Below are 16,410 nucleotides of genomic sequence, written 5' to 3'. Positions count from 1 at the left end.
GGTTGATGGCGCCATTGTGGCATGTGGGGTATTGTCGGGTTACGGCGTATCGCCTAACCCGACCTACGACTCCGGTGACGTTGTTGGGTGTTGTCGGGTTACGCCCTGCGGGCTAACCCGACCTACCCCGACCTACCCGATCTGCGCGGTTTATTTGGGATCCGCGTACGGGTCGGCAATGCCGAGTTTGGCGAGGATGGCCGTTTCCAGGCCTTCCATCTCGGCCGCTTCCTCGTCGTCCATGTGGTCGTAGCCCTGCGCATGCAGCACGCCGTGGACGATCAGATGGGCCGCGTGCTCTTCCACGCTCTTCTTTTGCTCGGCCGCTTCCTTTTCCAGCACGTCCGTGCACAGGATGATGTCGGCGCGCGTCGGCTCGTCGTCGCTTAACTCTTCGCCTTCGTTGTAGGCGAAGGTCAGCACGTTGGTGGCGTAGTCCTTGTCGCGGTAGTCGCGGTTCAGGCTGCGGCCTTCCTCGGCGTCGACGAAGCGGATGGTGAATTCGGCCGGGGCGAACAGGGCCGCCTTGACCCAGCGGCGCACTTTCGGGCGCGTGAGCAGGGTGGCCAGGCGGGCATCCGGGTATTGCACGGACAAGGACAGTTTATTTTTTTCGGACATTTTTGGCGGCTGCTGGTTTGATCAGGGGGAGTAGCTGGGCGGCGTCGGTACCGGCCGCCTGCGCCGTTTCATAGGCGTCGACGATGCGCGCGACGAGCGGATGGCGCACCACGTCGGTGCTGTTAAATTGCGTGAAGCCGATGCCGCGCACGTCCTTCAGTACCTGTACGGCGTCGATGAGGCCGCTTTTCTGGCTCTTTTGCAGGTCGACCTGGGTCACGTCGCCCGTCACCACGGCCTTGCTGCCAAAGCCGATGCGCGTCAAAAACATCTTCATCTGCTCGACGGTGGTGTTTTGCGCCTCGTCGAGGATGACGAAGGCATGGTTCAAGGTGCGCCCGCGCATGTAGGCCAGCGGGGCGATCTCGATCACCTGTTTTTCAAACAGTTTTTGCGTGCGGTCAAAGCCCAGCAAATCGTACAGCGCATCGTAGAGGGGACGCAGGTAGGGGTCGACCTTTTGTGCCAGGTCGCCCGGCAGGAAGCCCAGGCGTTCGCCCGCTTCGACGGCGGGGCGCGTCAGGATGATGCGCTTGACGGCGTCGCGTTCGAGCGCGTCCACGGCGCAGGCGACGGCCAGGTAGGTTTTACCGGTGCCGGCCGGGCCAACGCCGAAGCTGATGTCGTGTTCGAGGATGTCGCGCAGGTAGGCGATCTGGTGCGGCGTGCGCCCGCGCAGGTCGCTGCGCCGTGTTTTCAGCACGGGGCTGGCGATGTCCGGCTCGACGAAGGTGCTGATGGGCGCGGTGGCATGGTGTTCCGAGGCGGCGGACAGGCCCGCGCGCTGTTCCACCAGGGCCAGCTGCACTTCTTCCAGCGGCACGACCTTGTTGGCGATGGCGTAGAACTGCTCGAGGATTTCCACGGCGCGCTCGGCATTGCTGCCGCCGACGATGAATTTCTCGCCGCGGCGGAAGATCGTCACGTCGAGGGCGGCGGAAATCTGGCGCAGGTTTTCATCGAGCGGCCCGCACAGATGCGCCAGGCGCGTGTTGTCGAGCGGCTCGGGGATGAAGTAGTGCGGCTGTATCGGGGCTTTGGTTTTCAACTGGCTCTTTTCAATGCGGGGGCGCTGGCGACCAACTCGCCGCGCAGGGTGTAGGAATGGCTCTCGGTGATGCGCACGTCGACCAGCTGGCCGACCAGCTGCAAGCCGTCCGGGCCGGCGTCGAAATTGACCACGCGGTTGTTTTCCGTGCGGCCTTGCAGCTCGCGATCATTCTTGTCCTTCTTCGAGCGGCCTTCGACGAGGATGGTTTGCACGCTGCCCACCATGGCCAGGCTGTACTTGCGCGTGTTGGCGTCGATGGCGGCCTGCAACTGCTGCAGCCGGGCCAGCTTGACTTCATGCGGCGTGTCGTCTTCCAGGCTGGCGGCCGGCGTGCCGGGGCGCTTGCTGAAGATGAAGCTGTAGCTGTTGTCGAAGCCGACGTCGGCGATCAGTTTCATCATGGCGTCGAAATCGGCCTGCGTCTCGCCGGGAAAACCGACGATGAAGTCGGACGAAATGGCCATGTTCGGGCGCACGGCGCGGATGCGGCGGATGATGGACTTGTACTCGAGGCCCGTGTAGCCGCGCTTCATGGCGCCGAGGATCTTGTCGGAACCGTGCTGCGCCGGCAGGTACAGGTGGTCGACCAGCTGCGGGATCTTCGCGTAGGCGTCGATCAGGCGCTGCGTGAATTCCTTCGGGTGGCTGGTGACGAAGCGCATGCGTTCGATGCCGGGAATGTCGGCCACGTATTCGAGCAGCAGGGCGAAGTCGGCAATGTCGCCGCCTTCCATCTCGCCCCGGTAGGCGTTCACGTTCTGTCCCAGCAGGGTGATTTCCTTGACACCCTGGGCGGCCAGTCCGGCCACCTCCGTCAGCACGTCCTCGAAGCGGCGCGACACTTCCTCGCCGCGCGTGTAGGGCACGACGCAGTAGCTGCAATATTTGCTGCAGCCTTCCATGATGGAAACGAAGGCCGAGGCGCCGTCCACCTTGGCCGGCGGCAGGTGGTCAAATTTTTCGATTTCCGGGAAGCTGATGTCGACCTGCGAGGCGCCGCTGGTACGGCGCAGGGCTATCATCTGCGGCAGGCGGTGCAGGGTTTGCGGGCCGAAGACCATGTCGACATACGGCGCGCGCTTGACGATGGCGTCGCCTTCCTGCGAGGCCACGCAGCCGCCCACGCCGATCAAGAGGTCCGGCCTGGCCAGTTTCAGTTCGCGCAGACGGCCCAGGTCGGAAAACACTTTTTCCTGCGCCTTTTCGCGCACGGAGCAGGTGTTGAGCAGGATGACATCGGCATCTTCCGGCGTGTCGGTGCGCACCAGGCCGTCGGAGGCGCCCAGCACGTCGGCCATCTTGTCCGAGTCGTACTCGTTCATCTGGCAGCCGAAGGTTTTAATGAATACTTTTTTCTGCATGGAGTCAGGCGCTTTAGCGGTAAGTGGAGCGATCAATATGGCGGAAAACAAGGCTAACAAGGCTGGGCTGGATGCCGCGCAGACCGGGCCGGCGGCATCGGGAGCCGCGTGCGCGCACCAGGCCGCGGGGCCATGCGGGTGACAGGCCAGGCGGGACTGGCCGCCTCGGGGCAGGCTCGCTGCAAGTTCAGGCCATAGTTTAGCGTAAATCGCTGCGGCGGGCCATGTCGCGCTTGCCGTTCCGGCCAGCGCGTGGCGTGCGTTTGGCGCGACGGCGGCGCAGGCGGCACCTCTTGCCTGCGCGATTTATTGCCCTACGTCACCATTGATTTGTAACAAGTTGCTGCAAGGCCTTGTGTGCGCCCGCTGGCATCCTAATGTGTTGAAATGGCATCGTTGCAAAGCCAACCAGCAGCTTGATTGATATTTAACAATCGGGAAGGTTGCGCGAGGCGCTGATGCTGCCTGCTTGGACTAGTATATTGTTTTATATGCAATTCATTTCAAGGGATTGCACGTGCTTTTACTCATGCGGCGGGCCGCGCTCCAGGCTGGACGTGGTTCTGCGAGTTCCTGTGCAGGCAGCGCGATAGGAGGGGAGGTATTGGTGATTTATTTAAACACTCTAAGCCAGCCTTAAGTTCGTATCGGCATTATTTTCAACATTCACTAGACGAGGAAAATCATGGCACATCATGCATTAGCATCTCAAGAGAGTTACAACCCCAACCACCTGCTCGACATTCTGCTGAGTAAGATGCAGTTGAAAAACGATGCAGCCCTGTCGCGTCTGCTGGAAGTGGCGCCACCCGTCATCAGCAAGATTCGCCATCACCGTTTGCCCGTCGGTGCCTCATTGCTGATCCGCATGCACGAAGTGACGGGCATGAGCATCCGCGACCTGCGCGACTTGATGGGCGACCGCCGTACCAAGTATCGTTTGTCCGACGCCCAGGGACGTCCAAAGGCGGAAGACCGCGGCGATGCGCAAGAATCGAATTACGCGCACTGATGTGGCGGTCGCGCGTTGACTGTGCCGCCTGGCTTCTTGCCGGCGGCAGCAGGCTGGCGTCGACCGGGCAGCATGGACACCAGACGGTCGTACCGATAACGGCTTTCGCTCTCGGGCGGGGGCCGTTTGCGTTTCAGGGTCAGGTCAGCAGCGCGGTGGTGATCTCGTCGTAGCGCAGTTCCGTTTCGCGGAACAGCTGCAGATACGTTTCTTCGCCGAGGCCCAGCGCATGCCACGCCACCGGCGACACGCGCGGCACCATGTCGTCGCCCGCCTGCGCCAGGTCGAGCGCGCAGACGATGGCATTGGCCACGTGGATCAGCGCGGCCAGGAAGCCCGCGCCCGGCGCCTCCGGCTGCAGGTAGTTGCCCAGCGCCAGGCGCATCGTGTCGGAAAAATTCCAGTGCTCGGCCAGCGCCACGGCCGCCTGCACATGGTCCACGCCCAGCACGCTGCGCTCCGCTTCCAGCAGGGTGCAGTCCTGCTGCGCGCGGCAGGCGATCACTTGTGCATATTGCTCGGGGAAACTGCTGACCAGCACCAGGCGGCCGATGTTGTGCAGCAGGCCGGCCGTGAACGCATAGTCCTGGTTGAAGCGGATTTGCCGCGCCAGCACCTTGGCGCAGGCGGCCGTGGCCACCGAGTGGCGCCAGAACGCCTTGTCGTCGAAGCCGGGACAGCGTCCCTCCGGAAAGCAGCCCGTGATGGCGGCCGAGGTGATCAGGCTGCGCGTGGTCTGGAAGCCCAGGTAAGTAATCGCCTGCTGGATGGTGGTGGCCTTCACCTGCAAGCCGTATTGCGAGGAGTTCGCCAGGCGCAGGGTCTTCGCCGTCAGCGCCTGGTCGTACGACACTTTTTTCGCCAGCACGGAAATGTCCACGTCTTCCTGGTCGATGCTGTTGAGCAGTTCCATCACCACGGCCGGCAGCGAGGGCAGGTCGTCGAGGCGGGAGACGATGTCGTCGGCGGTCAGCAAGGTCGTCATGCTGTTGCTCCCTTGCCCAGGCGGTAGTTGCTGACATAGCTGCGCAGCAAACTGGTGGCCGTGTCTTCGGCATCTTCGGGGTCATTCTTGCGGAACAGATAATCGAGCCGTTCGCGGTAGGCGGCCTGTTGCGCGGCCAGTTCTTCGGGGGACATTTCCGGCGCCTGGATGGGCAGCATGTCGATGCCATGCCGCGGCATCAGGGCCAGCATGTTTTCCGTCAGTACCGCGCCTTGCGGCAGCAGAACTTGACCATGCGCATCGAGCAAGACGTCCGACAGGATCATGCCGGGGCGTACCTGCTCCAAGGGTATATGTTGATGCGTGACCGCCATGATGACTCCTTGTGATGATTGCGGGATATTACCATTGCCATCGTGCAATGTCTCAACCTGTATCAATGACCCTGCTGGCAGCAGGGATGCTGTAAATCTTGCCAATAAGCATGTCATACCGTACATTTCATCTTGTGCCGATGTGCTGCCGCCGTATCTGCGCCCGCGCCGCGGGCCGGCGGCCGGCCGGGTCCGGGGGTGTTGATTGATGGTAAGTATCCAAGTCCGGCTGACCTTGCTTTTTGTCGTGATCGTCACCTTGGTGCTGGGGATTTCCGGCAGCTATACCCAATATACACTGAGTAAGGAACTCGAGTCCGGCAGCGCCCGGCTGCGCAGTGGCGTGCTCACGCGCCTGCAGACGAGCTTGCCTTCGGCCCTGTGGGACCTGGACAAATCCAAGGTCGACAGCATCGTGGCAGCCGAGATGCTGCCGCCGGAACTGGTCGGCATCCGCGTCTACGATGCCTCCGTGGGCCTGTTCGCGGGCGAGGTGCGCGACGCCTCCGGCACCCTGGTCGCGCTCGATGCGGATGTGCCCATGGGCGGCACGCCCGTCGAAGCGCCGCTGGTGTTCCGCGACGCCGTGGCCGCCGCCAGCGGCAGCAAGCCTGTCATCGTGGGCAAGGTCATCGTCAACTTCAGCCGCGATCAGATCGACGCGGCGCTGCGCAGCGAAGTGCGGCGCAAGGTGGTGGAAGTGTTGCTGCTCGATATCATCCTCGTGGGCGCGCTGGCGCTGAGCCTGCGCATCGTCTTCGATCCCCTGAAACAGCTGCGCGACGGCCTGTTCGACCTGGCCACGCGCGGCAGCGACCAGGTGGAAGAGTTGCCGGAAAACCGGCGCGACGAACTGGGCGACGTGATCCGCGGCTTCAATGCCGTGCAGCGCAAGCTCAAGTCCATCATCGAAGGCAGCCGCAAGGCGGAAGACATGGCGCGTCGTTCGCAGCAGGAAACGGCGCAGGCGATGGATGAGCTGCGCCGCGCGCAAGAGTCGCTGCTGCAATCGGAGCGGCTGGCCTCGCTGGGCAGCCTGGTGGCCGGCGTGGCCCATGAAATCAATACGCCCGTCGGCATCGCGCTGACCAGCGCCTCGGTGCTGAAGGAGGCGACCGAGGCGATCAGCGCGGCCGTCACTGCCGGCGCCGTGAAAAAGACCGATATCATGCGCTATCTGGAAACGGCCAGCGAAAGCGCGCGCCTGATCATGAACAATGCCTACCGCGCCGCGCACCTGATCCACAGTTTCAAGCAGATCGCCGTCGACCAGGTCAGCGAGGCGCGCCGTTTGTTCGAATTGCGCGACTATATCGGCGAGGTCGTATCGAGCCTGCAGCCGACCCTGAAAAAGACGCGCATCGGGATCGTCATCGATTGTCCGCCAGACATCATGCTCGACAGCTATCCTGGGGCGCTGGCGCAGGTCTTGACCAACCTGGTGCTCAACTGCGTCGAGCATGCGTTCGATGCCGATACCGAGGGCAGCATCCATATCGCGGTGCGCTGCGACCACGACTGGATAGAAATGCAGGTGCGCGACAATGGCCATGGCATCGCGCCGGACATGCTCGACCGCGTGTTCGACCCCTTCGTCACCACGCGGCGGGGACAGGGCGGCACGGGATTGGGACTCAATATCGTGTTTAACTTGATTGCCAAGCAGTTTGGCGGCACCATCACGGTCACAAGCACGCTGGGCCAGGGCGCGACGTTCCTGCTGCGCCTGCCCCGCGTGACGCCCTTGCCCGAAGGCGCAGCTGGCACGCCCGGCGGGCAGGCATAGGGAAGGAGAAACACATGGCAATATTGCAAAGCGGACAGCAGGTGGCACTCTTGCGTGGCATCAATGTCGGTCGCGCCAAGCGCGTGGCCATGGCGGACTTGCGCAAGCTGCTGGGCGACCTGGGCTTTACGCAGGTGCGCACGGTGCTCAACAGCGGCAACGTGATTTTCGACGCGGGCGCCGTGCAACCGGCCGAGTCCGCCGCCCGCATCGAGGAAGCGCTGGTGCTCAAGCTGGGCGTGGCGGCGCGGGTGACGGTGCTGTCGGCCAGTCAGTTTGCTGAACTCATGAGTGAAAATACGCTGCTGCCGGTACCCGATGCGGCGCGCCTGCTGGTGTTGGTGATCAATAATCCCGCCGACGTCCAGCGCATCGCTCCCCTGCTGCGGCAGTCATGGCAACCGGAAGTGTTGGCTGCCGGCAAGTGGGCCGCCTACGCCTGGTGTCCCGATGGCGTACTGGCCAGCAAGGTACTGGCGGCGCTTGGCGTCCTGCTGGGCGATGGCGTAACGTCGCGCAACTGGGCCACCATGGGAAAATTGCAGCTGCTGCTGAACGGAGCGGACGCGGCAGGTACATGAATCATCCATACGCACAAGGAAAAATGATGCCCCGGATTACAGGTCAATTCGATGTCAGGATCAGCCCCGAAGCCTTGTCGGCCACGGCGCAGTCGTCCGGGCTGGCGCGCATGTCGCTGGACAAGCGCTACCATGGCGCGCTCGACGCCAGCGGTGTGGGCGAGATGCTCAGCGCGCGGGCCGGCGTGGCCGGTTCGGCCGGCTATGTGGCGCTGGAGCGCGTCGAGGGCACGCTGGAGGGGCGCCACGGCAGTTTCTACCTGCAGCACAGCGGCAGCATGATGCGCGGCACACCGACCCTGTCGGTGACGGTGGTGCCCGATACGGGCAGCGATCAGCTGCAAGGCTTGCGCGGCAGCCTGGTCATCCGCCTCGAGGAAGGCCGGCATGTGTATGACTTCACGTATGATTTTTCCGAAACGCAATGAACTGGGATATCGTCAAGGGCATCCTGATCCTGCTGGTCTCCCTCAGCGTGGTGGCGACGGCTTTCGTGCTCATTTCCGCATCCGGTCCCGACAAGGCTGCCTGCATCGCGCGCGCGCTGAAGGCGCGCATCCCGGTGGGCAATATCGAGCGGGTGTGCCGCCTGATGGATAAGTAGGCAAGCAAAAAAAATTCCGCGCGAGGCGGAATTTTCTTCATCCATGCCGGCCAGCCTGCCCGGCTTTGTTCAGCCATCGAATTTTTCCTGTTTTTCGCCATGCACGCTGAAGGCCAGCAAGCCCAGTCCCACCAATAGCATCGAGTACATGCTCGCTTCCGGGACGGGCGCCAGCACGGCCGGCTGCTGTGCCGTCGAGGCGCTGGCCGTCCTGGCCGGCGCCAGCGCGCCATGGCGCGCAACGGCGCTGCTCCAGTGGGGGGCCGCATTCAAGGCGCTGCTGCTGGCGAGCAGGCGCGCATACGGCAAGTCCGGCGTTTCCCAGCCGGGATTGTTATTGAGGTTGATGCTTTCATCGATCGCGACACTGTCGCGCAATTCGCGCGTCGTGCCTGCCGCCGGGTCGGTGACTACCGCAGTAGCCCACGCATTGGCCGACAGCGCCAGCATGGCCATGCATGCCGACTGAAGAATCTTCATCTTCGTCTCCCTGGGTTGACCGTGCGGCGCAGCTGATGCCAGCTCACGCCTGGGCGGACAATCCACCTGAAATGAGGTGGATCATGGTTTTTCTGATGAGCCTTTATTACAGCACAATCCATGGCATTTTTGGTATGTATATTTGCTAATAATTACGAATATTTGTCATTTTGATAGTGCTGGCGCTATCGTTGCCGCTTCCCCTGCATGAGGACGCTATCAGTGAAAAAGCCCTGTTGTTTTTTTGTGCGAATCGCCGGCAGGAAAACAATATATCGATTAGTATATTGTTTCATGTAGCGATTCTTTAACGATGACAGAGCGCCTGTGGGAGGGCATGATGGATACGGTAACACCAACGCAGTTCGATCTCGACGCCATGCGCGGAGCGGCCTACAAGGCCAGTTCGCTGCTCAAGGCCATGGGCAATGCCGACCGCCTGATGCTGCTGTGTCAGCTGTCGCAGGGCGAACATTGCGTGAGCGACCTGGAACAGAAAGTGGGCATCGGCCAGCCTACCTTGTCGCAGCAGCTGGGCGTGCTGCGCGAGGAAATGCTGGTGGCCACGCGGCGCGATGGCAAGCAGATTTATTACCGCGTCGCCAGCGCGCAAGTGCTGGCCGTGCTGCAAGTGCTGTATGCGCAGTTTTGCGCGCCACGGCCCTTGTTCAACGACGACGCCGACTGAGGCTGGCCATGCACATCGCCTGGCAGCACTTTACGCCGTGGGCTGCGCTGGCTGGCGGCTTGCTGATCGGCCTGGCCGCCGCTATGCTGATCCTGCTCAACGGCCGCATCGCCGGCATCAGCGGCATCCTCGGCGGCCTGCTGCGTCCCCGCGGCGGCGACACGGGCTGGCGCCTCGCCTTCCTGGCGGGCCTGCTCGGCACGCCCGTGCTGGTGCGGCTGTTCCACGCCTTGCCGGAGGTGCAGATCGAGGCCGGCATGCCCGCCCTGATCGTGGCCGGCCTGCTGGTCGGCGTGGGCGTGCGCTATGGTGCCGGCTGTACCAGCGGCCACGGCGTATGCGGGCTGTCGCGGCGCTCCCCCCGTTCGCTGGCGGCTACCATCGCCTTCATGGCGGCCGGCTTTTTGACTGTATATCTGCTGCGCCACCTGGCGACTTGGCCATGAAGATCCTGTTTGCCCTGTTGAGCGGCCTCGTCTTTGGCCTGGGCCTGATCGTTTCCGGCATGAGCAACCCGGCCAAGGTGCTCGGTTTCCTCGACCTGGCCGGCGCCTGGGACCCGTCGCTGGCGCTGGTGATGGGCGGCGCCATCGCCGTCGCCATGCCCGCGTTCTGGCTGGCGGGCCGGCGCAGCACGGCGCTGCTGGGCGAGCCCATGCAATTGCCGGCGTCGCGCCGCATCGACCGGCGCCTGCTGCTGGGCAGCCTGGCCTTCGGCGCGGGCTGGGGCATTGCCGGTTTCTGTCCCGGCCCCGCCCTCGTGTCCCTGCTGGCGGGCCAGCCGAAGGCGTGGATTTTTGTGCTCGCCATGCTGGCAGGCATGGCCGTCTTTGAAGTGCTGGAGCGAAGCAAGGCGCCGGCCTCGGCCTGAGACGGTACAATCTGGCGCATTGTCAATCAGGATGCCCACTACCATGAAGACCGTGATTCAACGACGCAGTGCGCGCGCCGCCTTGCTGTGCAGCGTGCTGGCGCTGGCCGCCTGCGGCGGCTTGCTGAAGAAGGAAGCGCCGCCCGTGGCCGCGCCCGTGGCTGACACCTTGCCCAATCCGCAAGTGCTGCTGCTGGGCGAAGTGCATGACAATGCGCAAGGCCACCGCCTGCGCGTCGCGGAATTGCAGCGCCGCCTGGCGGCCGGCTGGCGTCCCGTGATCGTCATGGAGCAGTTCGACCGCGAAAACCAGGCCCTGCTGACGCGCGCCGCGCGCGAATGCGCCGACCCCGACTGCATCATCCGCGTGATGGAACAGCCGCGCTGGGACTGGAGCTTGTACCGGCCCGTGCTGGACCTGGTGATCAGCTACCAGCTGCCCCTGGTGGCCGGCAACCTGTCGCCGGCCGACGCCTCGCGCATCGCGCGCGACGGCATCCAGTGGTCCATGCCGCGCGCCATGGTGGCCACTTACCTGGCCGCGCCCGTGCCGGCCGACATTCTGGAAGGGCAGCAGAAGGAAGTCCAGGCGGCCCGCTGCAATATGCTGCCCGACATGATGATGACCGGTGTCGTCAACGCCCAGGTGGCGCGCGATATCTGGATGGCCAAGCTGATCCGCGACCAGGCACCGCGCGACGTGGTGCTGATCGCCGGCAATGACCATGTGCGCAAGGATATTGGCGTGCCGCGCTGGCTGAAGCTGGCCGACCCGCAACTGAACCTGCGCAGCATCGGCTACCTGGAGCAGGGTAGCACCGGCTACCAGGGCACGTTTGACCTGACGCAAACGATGCCCGCGCAGCCGCGCCCGGACCTGTGCGCGAAGTTTAAAAAATAAAGTTCAAGAAATAATCTCTACTGCTGCACCCGCACCAGGGCGCTGACCCGGCTGGCCGTGTCGAGCAGTTTCGGCAGGCTGTGTTCCAGCAGGTGCGCCACGGACGGCCCCGCCGTCTGGCCGCTGACATTGATCGCCGCCACCACCTTGCCCGCCCGGTCGAACACGGGCGCGGCCAGGGCGATCAAGCCCTGTTCCAGCTCTTCCTGCACCAGGCACCAGCCCTGGCGCCGCACTTGCGCTATCTCTTCCATCAAGACGTCGATGTCGACCTTGGTCGCCGGCGTGATCTTCAGCAGCGCCATCTTCGACAGCCGTTCGCGCAGCGCCTCGGGCGCCAGGCCCGACAGCAGCACCCTGCCCATCGAGGTGCAGTAGGCGGGCAATCGGCTGCCGATGCCCAGGTTGATCGACATGGTGCGGTGCGCGGACAGGCGCACGACGTAGACGATGTCGTCGCCGTCGAGCACGGTGGCCGAGCACGACTGGCGCAAGGTCTGCATCAATTCTTCCAGCAGCGGCTGCGCCTGCGTCCACACGGGCAGTGACGACAAATACGCGTAGCCGAGGTCGAGCACCTTGGGCGTCAGACGGAACAGCCGTCCATCCGCTTCCACGTAACCGAGATGCAGCAGGGTGTGCAGGATGCGCCGCGCGCCGGCGCGCGTCAGCTGCGCCCGCTCCGCCACTTCGCTCAGGGTCTGTTGCGGCGCCTGCGCGCCAAAGCTGCGCAACACGGCCAGGCCCCGCGCGAACGATTGTACATAGCTGTCGCCGGGACGCGGCGCGGCATCGGCATCGACGGTGTCTGCGGCGGAAAGCGGCGTGCTGCGGGGTTCGGTCATGGCAATTCCAATGGATCAAGGTGGCAATTATAGCCATGGCAGTGGCGAAAACGGCAAATTGACAAGCGCACCGATCAGGCATATTCTCACGAATAAGTTCTAAATACGAATATTTGTTCTATATACGAACAAATAGCTGATGAGTTTGATTGGGAGGAGACCGCAATGATCGACAAACTGCGTTCCAGCGTGCTTGATGCGCTGGCCGATATCCACGATGGCGCCACCGTCATGATTGGCGGCTTCGGCGGCGCGGGCCAGCCGGCCGAGCTGATCGACGGCCTGATCGCCCAGGGCGCGCGCGACCTCGTCATCGTCAACAACAATGCGGGCAATGGCGACACGGGTCTGGCCGCCCTGCTGAAAAACGGGCAGGTGCGCAAGATCATCTGCTCATTCCCGCGCCAGGCCGATTCCCACGTCTTCGACGCGCTGTACCGTGCGGGCAAGCTGGAATTGGAACTGGTGCCGCAGGGCAACCTGGCCGAGCGCATCCGCGCCGCCGGCGCCGGCATCGGCGGCTTCTTCACGCCCACGGGCTATGGCACGGACCTGGCCAAGGGCAAGGAAACGCGCGAAATCGACGGGCGCATGTATGTGTTCGAGTCGCCCATTCACGCCGATTTCGCCCTGATCAAGGCGGAGCAGGGCGACCGCTGGGGCAACCTGACCTACCGCAAGACGGCGCGCAACTTCGGCCCCATCATGGCCATGGCCGCGAAAGTCAGCATTGCTTCCGTGCACGAGGTGCTTGACTTGGGCAGCATCGACCCCGAACACGTCATCACGCCGGGCCTGTTCGTGCAGCGCATCGTGCAAGTGCCGCGCACGGCCACCGGCCCCGCCGGCTTCAAAGCAGCCTGAGGAAAATCAACATGAACAAATGGAATCGAGACCAGATGGCGGCCAAGGTGGCGGCCGACATCCATGAAGGCGCTGTCGTGAACCTGGGCATCGGCTTGCCGACCCTGGTGGCGAATCACTTGCCGGCCGGCGCGGAGATCATCCTGCACAGCGAAAACGGCGTGATCGGCATGGGCCCCGCCCCCGCGCCGGGCGAGGAAGACTACGACCTGATCAACGCGGGCAAGCAGCCCGTCACCCTGCTGGCCGGCGGCAGCTATTTTCACCATGCCGACAGCTTTGCCATGATGCGCGGCGGCCACCTGGACATCTGCGTGCTGGGCGCGTTTCAGGTCTCAAGCACCGGCGACCTGGCCAACTGGCACACGGGCGCGCCGGACGCCATCCCCGCCGTGGGCGGGGCCATGGACCTGGCCATCGGCGCGAAAAAAACCTGGGTCATGATGGAATTGCTGACCAAGGGCGGTGAAAGCAAGCTGGTGCAGGCGTGTTCCTATCCGCTGACGGGCATAGCCTGCGTGAGCCGCATTTACAGCGACCTGGCCGTGCTCGACCTGGGGCCACGCGGCGCCACCGTCGTCGAACTGGTCGATGGCTTGCGTTTTGAACAGTTGCAAGCGTTGACGCCGGTTTCACTGCTGGACGGACGTTAGCAAGCCAGCAATGTCGGCTGACGTGCTTGCGCACTAACCCGACCTACATTTCTTGGAGGAAAATAATATGACTGCAGCGTTTATCTGCGATGCCCAGCGCACCCCATTCGGCCGCTACGGCGGCGGCCTGTCCGGCGTGCGCGCCGACGACCTGGGCGCCGTGCCCATCCGCGCCTTGATGGCGCGCAACCCGAACGTGGACTGGACTTTTGTTACGGACGTGCTGTACGGCTGCGCCAACCAGGCGGGCGAGGACAACCGCAACGTGGCGCGCATGGCCGCCTTGCTGGCGGGATTGCCCGACAGCGTGCCGGGCGCCACCCTGAACCGCCTGTGCGGCTCGGGCCTGGACGCCATCGGCAGCGCTGCGCGCTTCATCAAGAGCGGCGAAGCGGGCTTGCTGATCGCCGGCGGCGTGGAAAGCATGAGCCGCGCACCGTTTGTCATGGGCAAGGCCGACAGTGCCTTTTCGCGCGGCATGAAAATGGAAGACACGACCATCGGCTGGCGCTTCATCAACCCGCTGATGAAGGCGCGGTATGGCGTCGATTCGATGCCGGAAACGGCGGAAAACGTGGCCAGCGACTTCGGCATCAGCCGCGCGGACCAGGATGCGTTCGCGCTGGCCAGCCAGGTCAAGGCGCTGGCGGCGCAGCAGGCGGGCGTGTTCGACAGCGAAATCTGTCCCGTCAGCATCGCACAGAAGAAGGGCGAGCCCATCGTGGTCAGCCGCGACGAGCATCCGCGCGCCACCACCCTCGATACCCTGGCCAAACTGAAACCCGTCGTGCGCGCCGATGGCACGATTACGGCCGGCAACGCATCCGGCGTCAACGATGGCGCGGCGGCCCTGCTGCTGGCCGACGAGGCGAACGCGGCCCGCTTTGGCTTGACGCCGCGCGCCCGCGTCGTGGCCATGGCGACGGCCGGCGTGGCGCCGCGCATCATGGGCATCGGCCCCGCGCCCGCCACCCTGAAAGTGCTGGCCATGACGGGCTTGAGCCTGGCCGACTTCGACGTCATCGAATTGAACGAAGCATTTGCCGCCCAGGGCCTGGCCGTGCTGCGCCAGCTGGGTGTGCCCGACGACGATGCGCGCGTGAACCCGAACGGCGGCGCCATCGCCCTCGGGCACCCGCTGGGCGCCTCCGGCGCGCGCCTGGCCATGACGGCCGTCAACCAGCTGCACCGCACGGGCGGGCGCTATGCGCTCTGTACCATGTGCATCGGCGTAGGCCAGGGCATCGCGCTGGTGCTGGAACGGGTCTGATTCCACGCGGCCGAGGGCGAAAAATAGTTGCCGGCGATACGTATTAACCCGTATGCCGGCCGGCTTTTTGACCCTGATCAAGGGCGTATGATGCAAAACCAGCCCGGGCAACCCGGCTGGCGTTGGCTTTTTCACGAACAAGAAGATTGATATGACATCCCACGATACTCCGCATGACGTTGCGCAGCTGACTTCCCAGCAGCGCATCAAGGCCATCATTGGCGCCTCTTCCGGTAACCTGGTCGAATGGTTCGACTTCTACATTTACTCCTTCTGCGCGCTGTACTTCTCGCACGCCTTCTTCCCTTCCGGTAACCCCACCACGCAGCTGCTGCAGACGGCCGGCATCTTTGCCGCCGGCTTCCTGATGCGCCCCGTGGGCGGCTGGCTGTTCGGCCGCATCGCCGACAAATACGGCCGCCGCCAGTCGATGATGATTTCCGTGCTGATGATGTGCGGCGGCTCCTTGATGATTGCCGTGCTGCCTACCTATGAAACGATCGGCGCCTTCGCACCCTTCCTGCTGCTGGTGGCGCGGCTGTTCCAGGGCCTGTCCGTGGGCGGCGAATACGGCACCAGCGCCACCTACATGAGCGAAGTGTCGGAATCGGGCAAGCGCGGCTTTTTTGCCTCGTTCCAGTACGTGACCCTGATCGGCGGCCAGTTGCTGGCGCTGCTGGTGCTGGTGGTCTTGCAGCAACTCCTGACCCTGGAGGAACTGCGCGCCTGGGGCTGGCGCATCCCCTTCGTCTGCGGCGCGCTGGCGGCCCTGGTGTCGCTGAACCTGCGTAAATCCCTGACGGAAACGACCACCGCCAGCGAGCGCAAGGACAAGGATGCGGGCAGCCTGCGCGGCTTGCTCAAGCACAAGCGCGCATTTATTACCGTGCTGGGCTTTACGGCCGGCGGCTCGCTCGTGTTCTACACGTTCACCACCTACATGCAGAAATACCTGGTCAATACGGCCGGCATGGATACCAAGACGGCCAGCGCCGTCATGACCTGCGCCTTGCTTGTCTACATGGTGCTGCAGCCCGTGTTCGGCGCTCTGTCCGACCGCATCGGCCGCCGCACCTCGATGCTGTTCTTCGGCGGCCTGGCCACCCTGTGCGTGCTGCCGATCATGCATGCCTTGAAGGACGTCAGCAGCCCGTATGCGGCGTTTGGCCTGATCGTCATCGCGCTGGCCGTGATCAGTTTTTATACCTCGATCAGCGGCCTGATCAAGGCGGAAATGTTCCCCGTCGAAGTGCGCGCGCTGGGCGTGGGCCTGTCGTATGCCGTGGCCAATGCCGTCTTCGGCGGCTCGGCCGAATACGTGGCGCTGCAATTCAAGGCCTGGCACGTGGAAGAGTATTTCTATTGGTACGTTTCCATCATGTGCCTGATTTCCTTCATCGTCGCCATCCGCATGCCGGACCCGAGCCGCTCGGGACTGCTGAAGTAACGTTGTCGTAAAATGGGGGGACACTGCGGTGTCCCTTTTTCATCGCCGCCTTTTT

General features: G+C 63.7%; 20 protein-coding genes. 13 read left to right on the top strand and 7 right to left on the bottom strand.

The features are described from left to right. Window positions 1-150 precede the first annotated feature (150 nt). The 3 genes from ybeY to miaB are packed head-to-tail and all read right to left on the bottom strand — an operon-like array spanning window position 151 to window position 3,033. On the bottom strand, window positions 151-621 hold the full coding sequence (gene ybeY, locus AC3RCJ_RS25440; protein ID WP_492957050.1) for an rRNA maturation RNase YbeY: 471 nt from the start codon (window positions 619-621) through the stop codon (window positions 151-153). Next, complete coding sequence (locus AC3RCJ_RS25435; protein WP_492957049.1) at window positions 605-1,669, bottom strand: PhoH family protein; 1,065 nt, start codon at window positions 1,667-1,669, stop codon at window positions 605-607. The genes ybeY and AC3RCJ_RS25435 overlap by 17 nt, the downstream gene beginning before the upstream one ends. Then, entirely contained in the window at window positions 1,666-3,033 is a 1,368-nt protein-coding gene (miaB, locus tag AC3RCJ_RS25430) for a tRNA (N6-isopentenyl adenosine(37)-C2)-methylthiotransferase MiaB (RefSeq protein WP_492957048.1), read from the bottom strand. Before miaB ends, AC3RCJ_RS25435 begins: the two co-directional genes overlap by 4 nt. A 685-nt stretch (window positions 3,034-3,718) precedes the next feature. Between miaB and AC3RCJ_RS25425 the strand changes: the two genes are divergently transcribed. Next, on the top strand, window positions 3,719-4,045 hold the full coding sequence (locus AC3RCJ_RS25425) for a hypothetical protein (protein WP_034746769.1): 327 nt from the start codon (window positions 3,719-3,721) through the stop codon (window positions 4,043-4,045). A 139-nt stretch (window positions 4,046-4,184) separates the two neighbouring features. Here the strand turns inward: AC3RCJ_RS25425 and AC3RCJ_RS25420 are convergent, their stop codons facing one another. Both AC3RCJ_RS25420 and AC3RCJ_RS25415 read right to left on the bottom strand, forming a co-directional pair. Continuing rightward, entirely contained in the window at window positions 4,185-5,030 is an 846-nt protein-coding gene (locus AC3RCJ_RS25420; RefSeq protein WP_492957047.1) for an HDOD domain-containing protein, read from the bottom strand. Continuing rightward, a complete protein-coding gene (locus AC3RCJ_RS25415; RefSeq protein WP_492957046.1) occupies window positions 5,027-5,365 on the bottom strand; it encodes a hypothetical protein in 339 nt (112 codons plus the stop codon). Before AC3RCJ_RS25415 ends, AC3RCJ_RS25420 begins: the two co-directional genes overlap by 4 nt. Before the next feature lie 208 nt (window positions 5,366-5,573). On the opposite strand from AC3RCJ_RS25415, the gene AC3RCJ_RS25410 reads away from it, so the two are divergent. Genes AC3RCJ_RS25410 through AC3RCJ_RS25395 form a run of 4 tightly spaced genes read left to right on the top strand, consistent with a single transcriptional unit; the run spans window position 5,574 to window position 8,336 of the window. Further along, complete coding sequence (locus tag AC3RCJ_RS25410; RefSeq protein ID WP_492957045.1) at window positions 5,574-7,151, top strand: sensor histidine kinase; 1,578 nt, start codon at window positions 5,574-5,576, stop codon at window positions 7,149-7,151. A 14-nt stretch (window positions 7,152-7,165) separates the two neighbouring features. Beyond that, window positions 7,166-7,732, top strand: coding sequence for a DUF1697 domain-containing protein (locus AC3RCJ_RS25405; RefSeq protein WP_492957044.1), 567 nt, complete (start codon window positions 7,166-7,168; stop codon window positions 7,730-7,732). Between the two features lie 23 nt (window positions 7,733-7,755). After that, complete coding sequence (locus AC3RCJ_RS25400; RefSeq protein ID WP_492965257.1) at window positions 7,756-8,160, top strand: DUF3224 domain-containing protein; 405 nt, start codon at window positions 7,756-7,758, stop codon at window positions 8,158-8,160. After that, on the top strand, window positions 8,157-8,336 hold the full coding sequence (locus AC3RCJ_RS25395) for a hypothetical protein (protein ID WP_492957042.1): 180 nt from the start codon (window positions 8,157-8,159) through the stop codon (window positions 8,334-8,336). The genes AC3RCJ_RS25400 and AC3RCJ_RS25395 overlap by 4 nt, the downstream gene beginning before the upstream one ends. Before the next feature lie 69 nt (window positions 8,337-8,405). On the opposite strand, the gene AC3RCJ_RS25390 is transcribed toward AC3RCJ_RS25395, so the two are convergent. Next, entirely contained in the window at window positions 8,406-8,816 is a 411-nt protein-coding gene (locus tag AC3RCJ_RS25390) for a hypothetical protein (RefSeq protein ID WP_492957041.1), read from the bottom strand. A 340-nt stretch (window positions 8,817-9,156) separates the two neighbouring features. Here AC3RCJ_RS25390 and AC3RCJ_RS25385 point away from each other — a divergent pair, with 340 nt between their 5' ends. Genes AC3RCJ_RS25385 through AC3RCJ_RS25370 form a run of 4 tightly spaced genes read left to right on the top strand, consistent with a single transcriptional unit; the run spans window position 9,157 to window position 11,276 of the window. Further along, window positions 9,157-9,504 (top strand): ArsR/SmtB family transcription factor, encoded by a 348-nt coding sequence (locus AC3RCJ_RS25385; protein ID WP_492957284.1) that lies wholly within the window; start codon window positions 9,157-9,159, stop codon window positions 9,502-9,504. An 8-nt stretch (window positions 9,505-9,512) separates the two neighbouring features. After that, window positions 9,513-9,950 (top strand): YeeE/YedE family protein, encoded by a 438-nt coding sequence (locus AC3RCJ_RS25380; RefSeq protein WP_492957040.1) that lies wholly within the window; start codon window positions 9,513-9,515, stop codon window positions 9,948-9,950. Further along, entirely contained in the window at window positions 9,947-10,375 is a 429-nt protein-coding gene (locus tag AC3RCJ_RS25375) for a DUF6691 family protein (RefSeq protein ID WP_492957039.1), read from the top strand. Before AC3RCJ_RS25380 ends, AC3RCJ_RS25375 begins: the two co-directional genes overlap by 4 nt. Before the next feature lie 43 nt (window positions 10,376-10,418). Further along, on the top strand, window positions 10,419-11,276 hold the full coding sequence (locus AC3RCJ_RS25370) for a ChaN family lipoprotein (protein WP_492957038.1): 858 nt from the start codon (window positions 10,419-10,421) through the stop codon (window positions 11,274-11,276). Between the two features lie 17 nt (window positions 11,277-11,293). Here AC3RCJ_RS25370 and AC3RCJ_RS25365 read toward each other — a convergent pair whose 3' ends face one another. Next, a complete protein-coding gene (locus tag AC3RCJ_RS25365) occupies window positions 11,294-12,121 on the bottom strand; it encodes an IclR family transcriptional regulator domain-containing protein (protein WP_492957037.1) in 828 nt (275 codons plus the stop codon). A 165-nt stretch (window positions 12,122-12,286) separates the two neighbouring features. Here AC3RCJ_RS25365 and AC3RCJ_RS25360 point away from each other — a divergent pair, with 165 nt between their 5' ends. The 4 genes from AC3RCJ_RS25360 to AC3RCJ_RS25345 all read left to right on the top strand — a co-directional run bounded on the left by AC3RCJ_RS25360 (window position 12,287) and on the right by AC3RCJ_RS25345 (window position 16,355). Then, window positions 12,287-12,985 (top strand): 3-oxoacid CoA-transferase subunit A, encoded by a 699-nt coding sequence (locus AC3RCJ_RS25360; protein WP_034746807.1) that lies wholly within the window; start codon window positions 12,287-12,289, stop codon window positions 12,983-12,985. Window positions 12,986-12,996: 11 nt separating this feature from the next. Next, on the top strand, window positions 12,997-13,638 hold the full coding sequence (locus AC3RCJ_RS25355) for a 3-oxoacid CoA-transferase subunit B (protein ID WP_492957036.1): 642 nt from the start codon (window positions 12,997-12,999) through the stop codon (window positions 13,636-13,638). A gap of 67 nt (window positions 13,639-13,705) precedes the next feature. After that, the gene (gene pcaF / locus AC3RCJ_RS25350) at window positions 13,706-14,908 is read left to right on the top strand and encodes a 3-oxoadipyl-CoA thiolase (protein WP_492957035.1); all 1,203 of its coding nucleotides are present in this window, start codon (window positions 13,706-13,708) and stop codon (window positions 14,906-14,908) included. A gap of 151 nt (window positions 14,909-15,059) precedes the next feature. Continuing rightward, window positions 15,060-16,355, top strand: a complete 1,296-nt coding sequence (locus AC3RCJ_RS25345; RefSeq protein ID WP_492957034.1) for an MFS family transporter — start codon at window positions 15,060-15,062, stop codon at window positions 16,353-16,355. Window positions 16,356-16,410 lie beyond the last annotated feature (55 nt).

The organism is Janthinobacterium sp. GW822-FHT07H11 (genome assembly GCF_058798615.1).
Note: the sequence above shows the minus strand (reverse complement) of the source record. Positions and strands in the feature narration are given on the sequence as shown.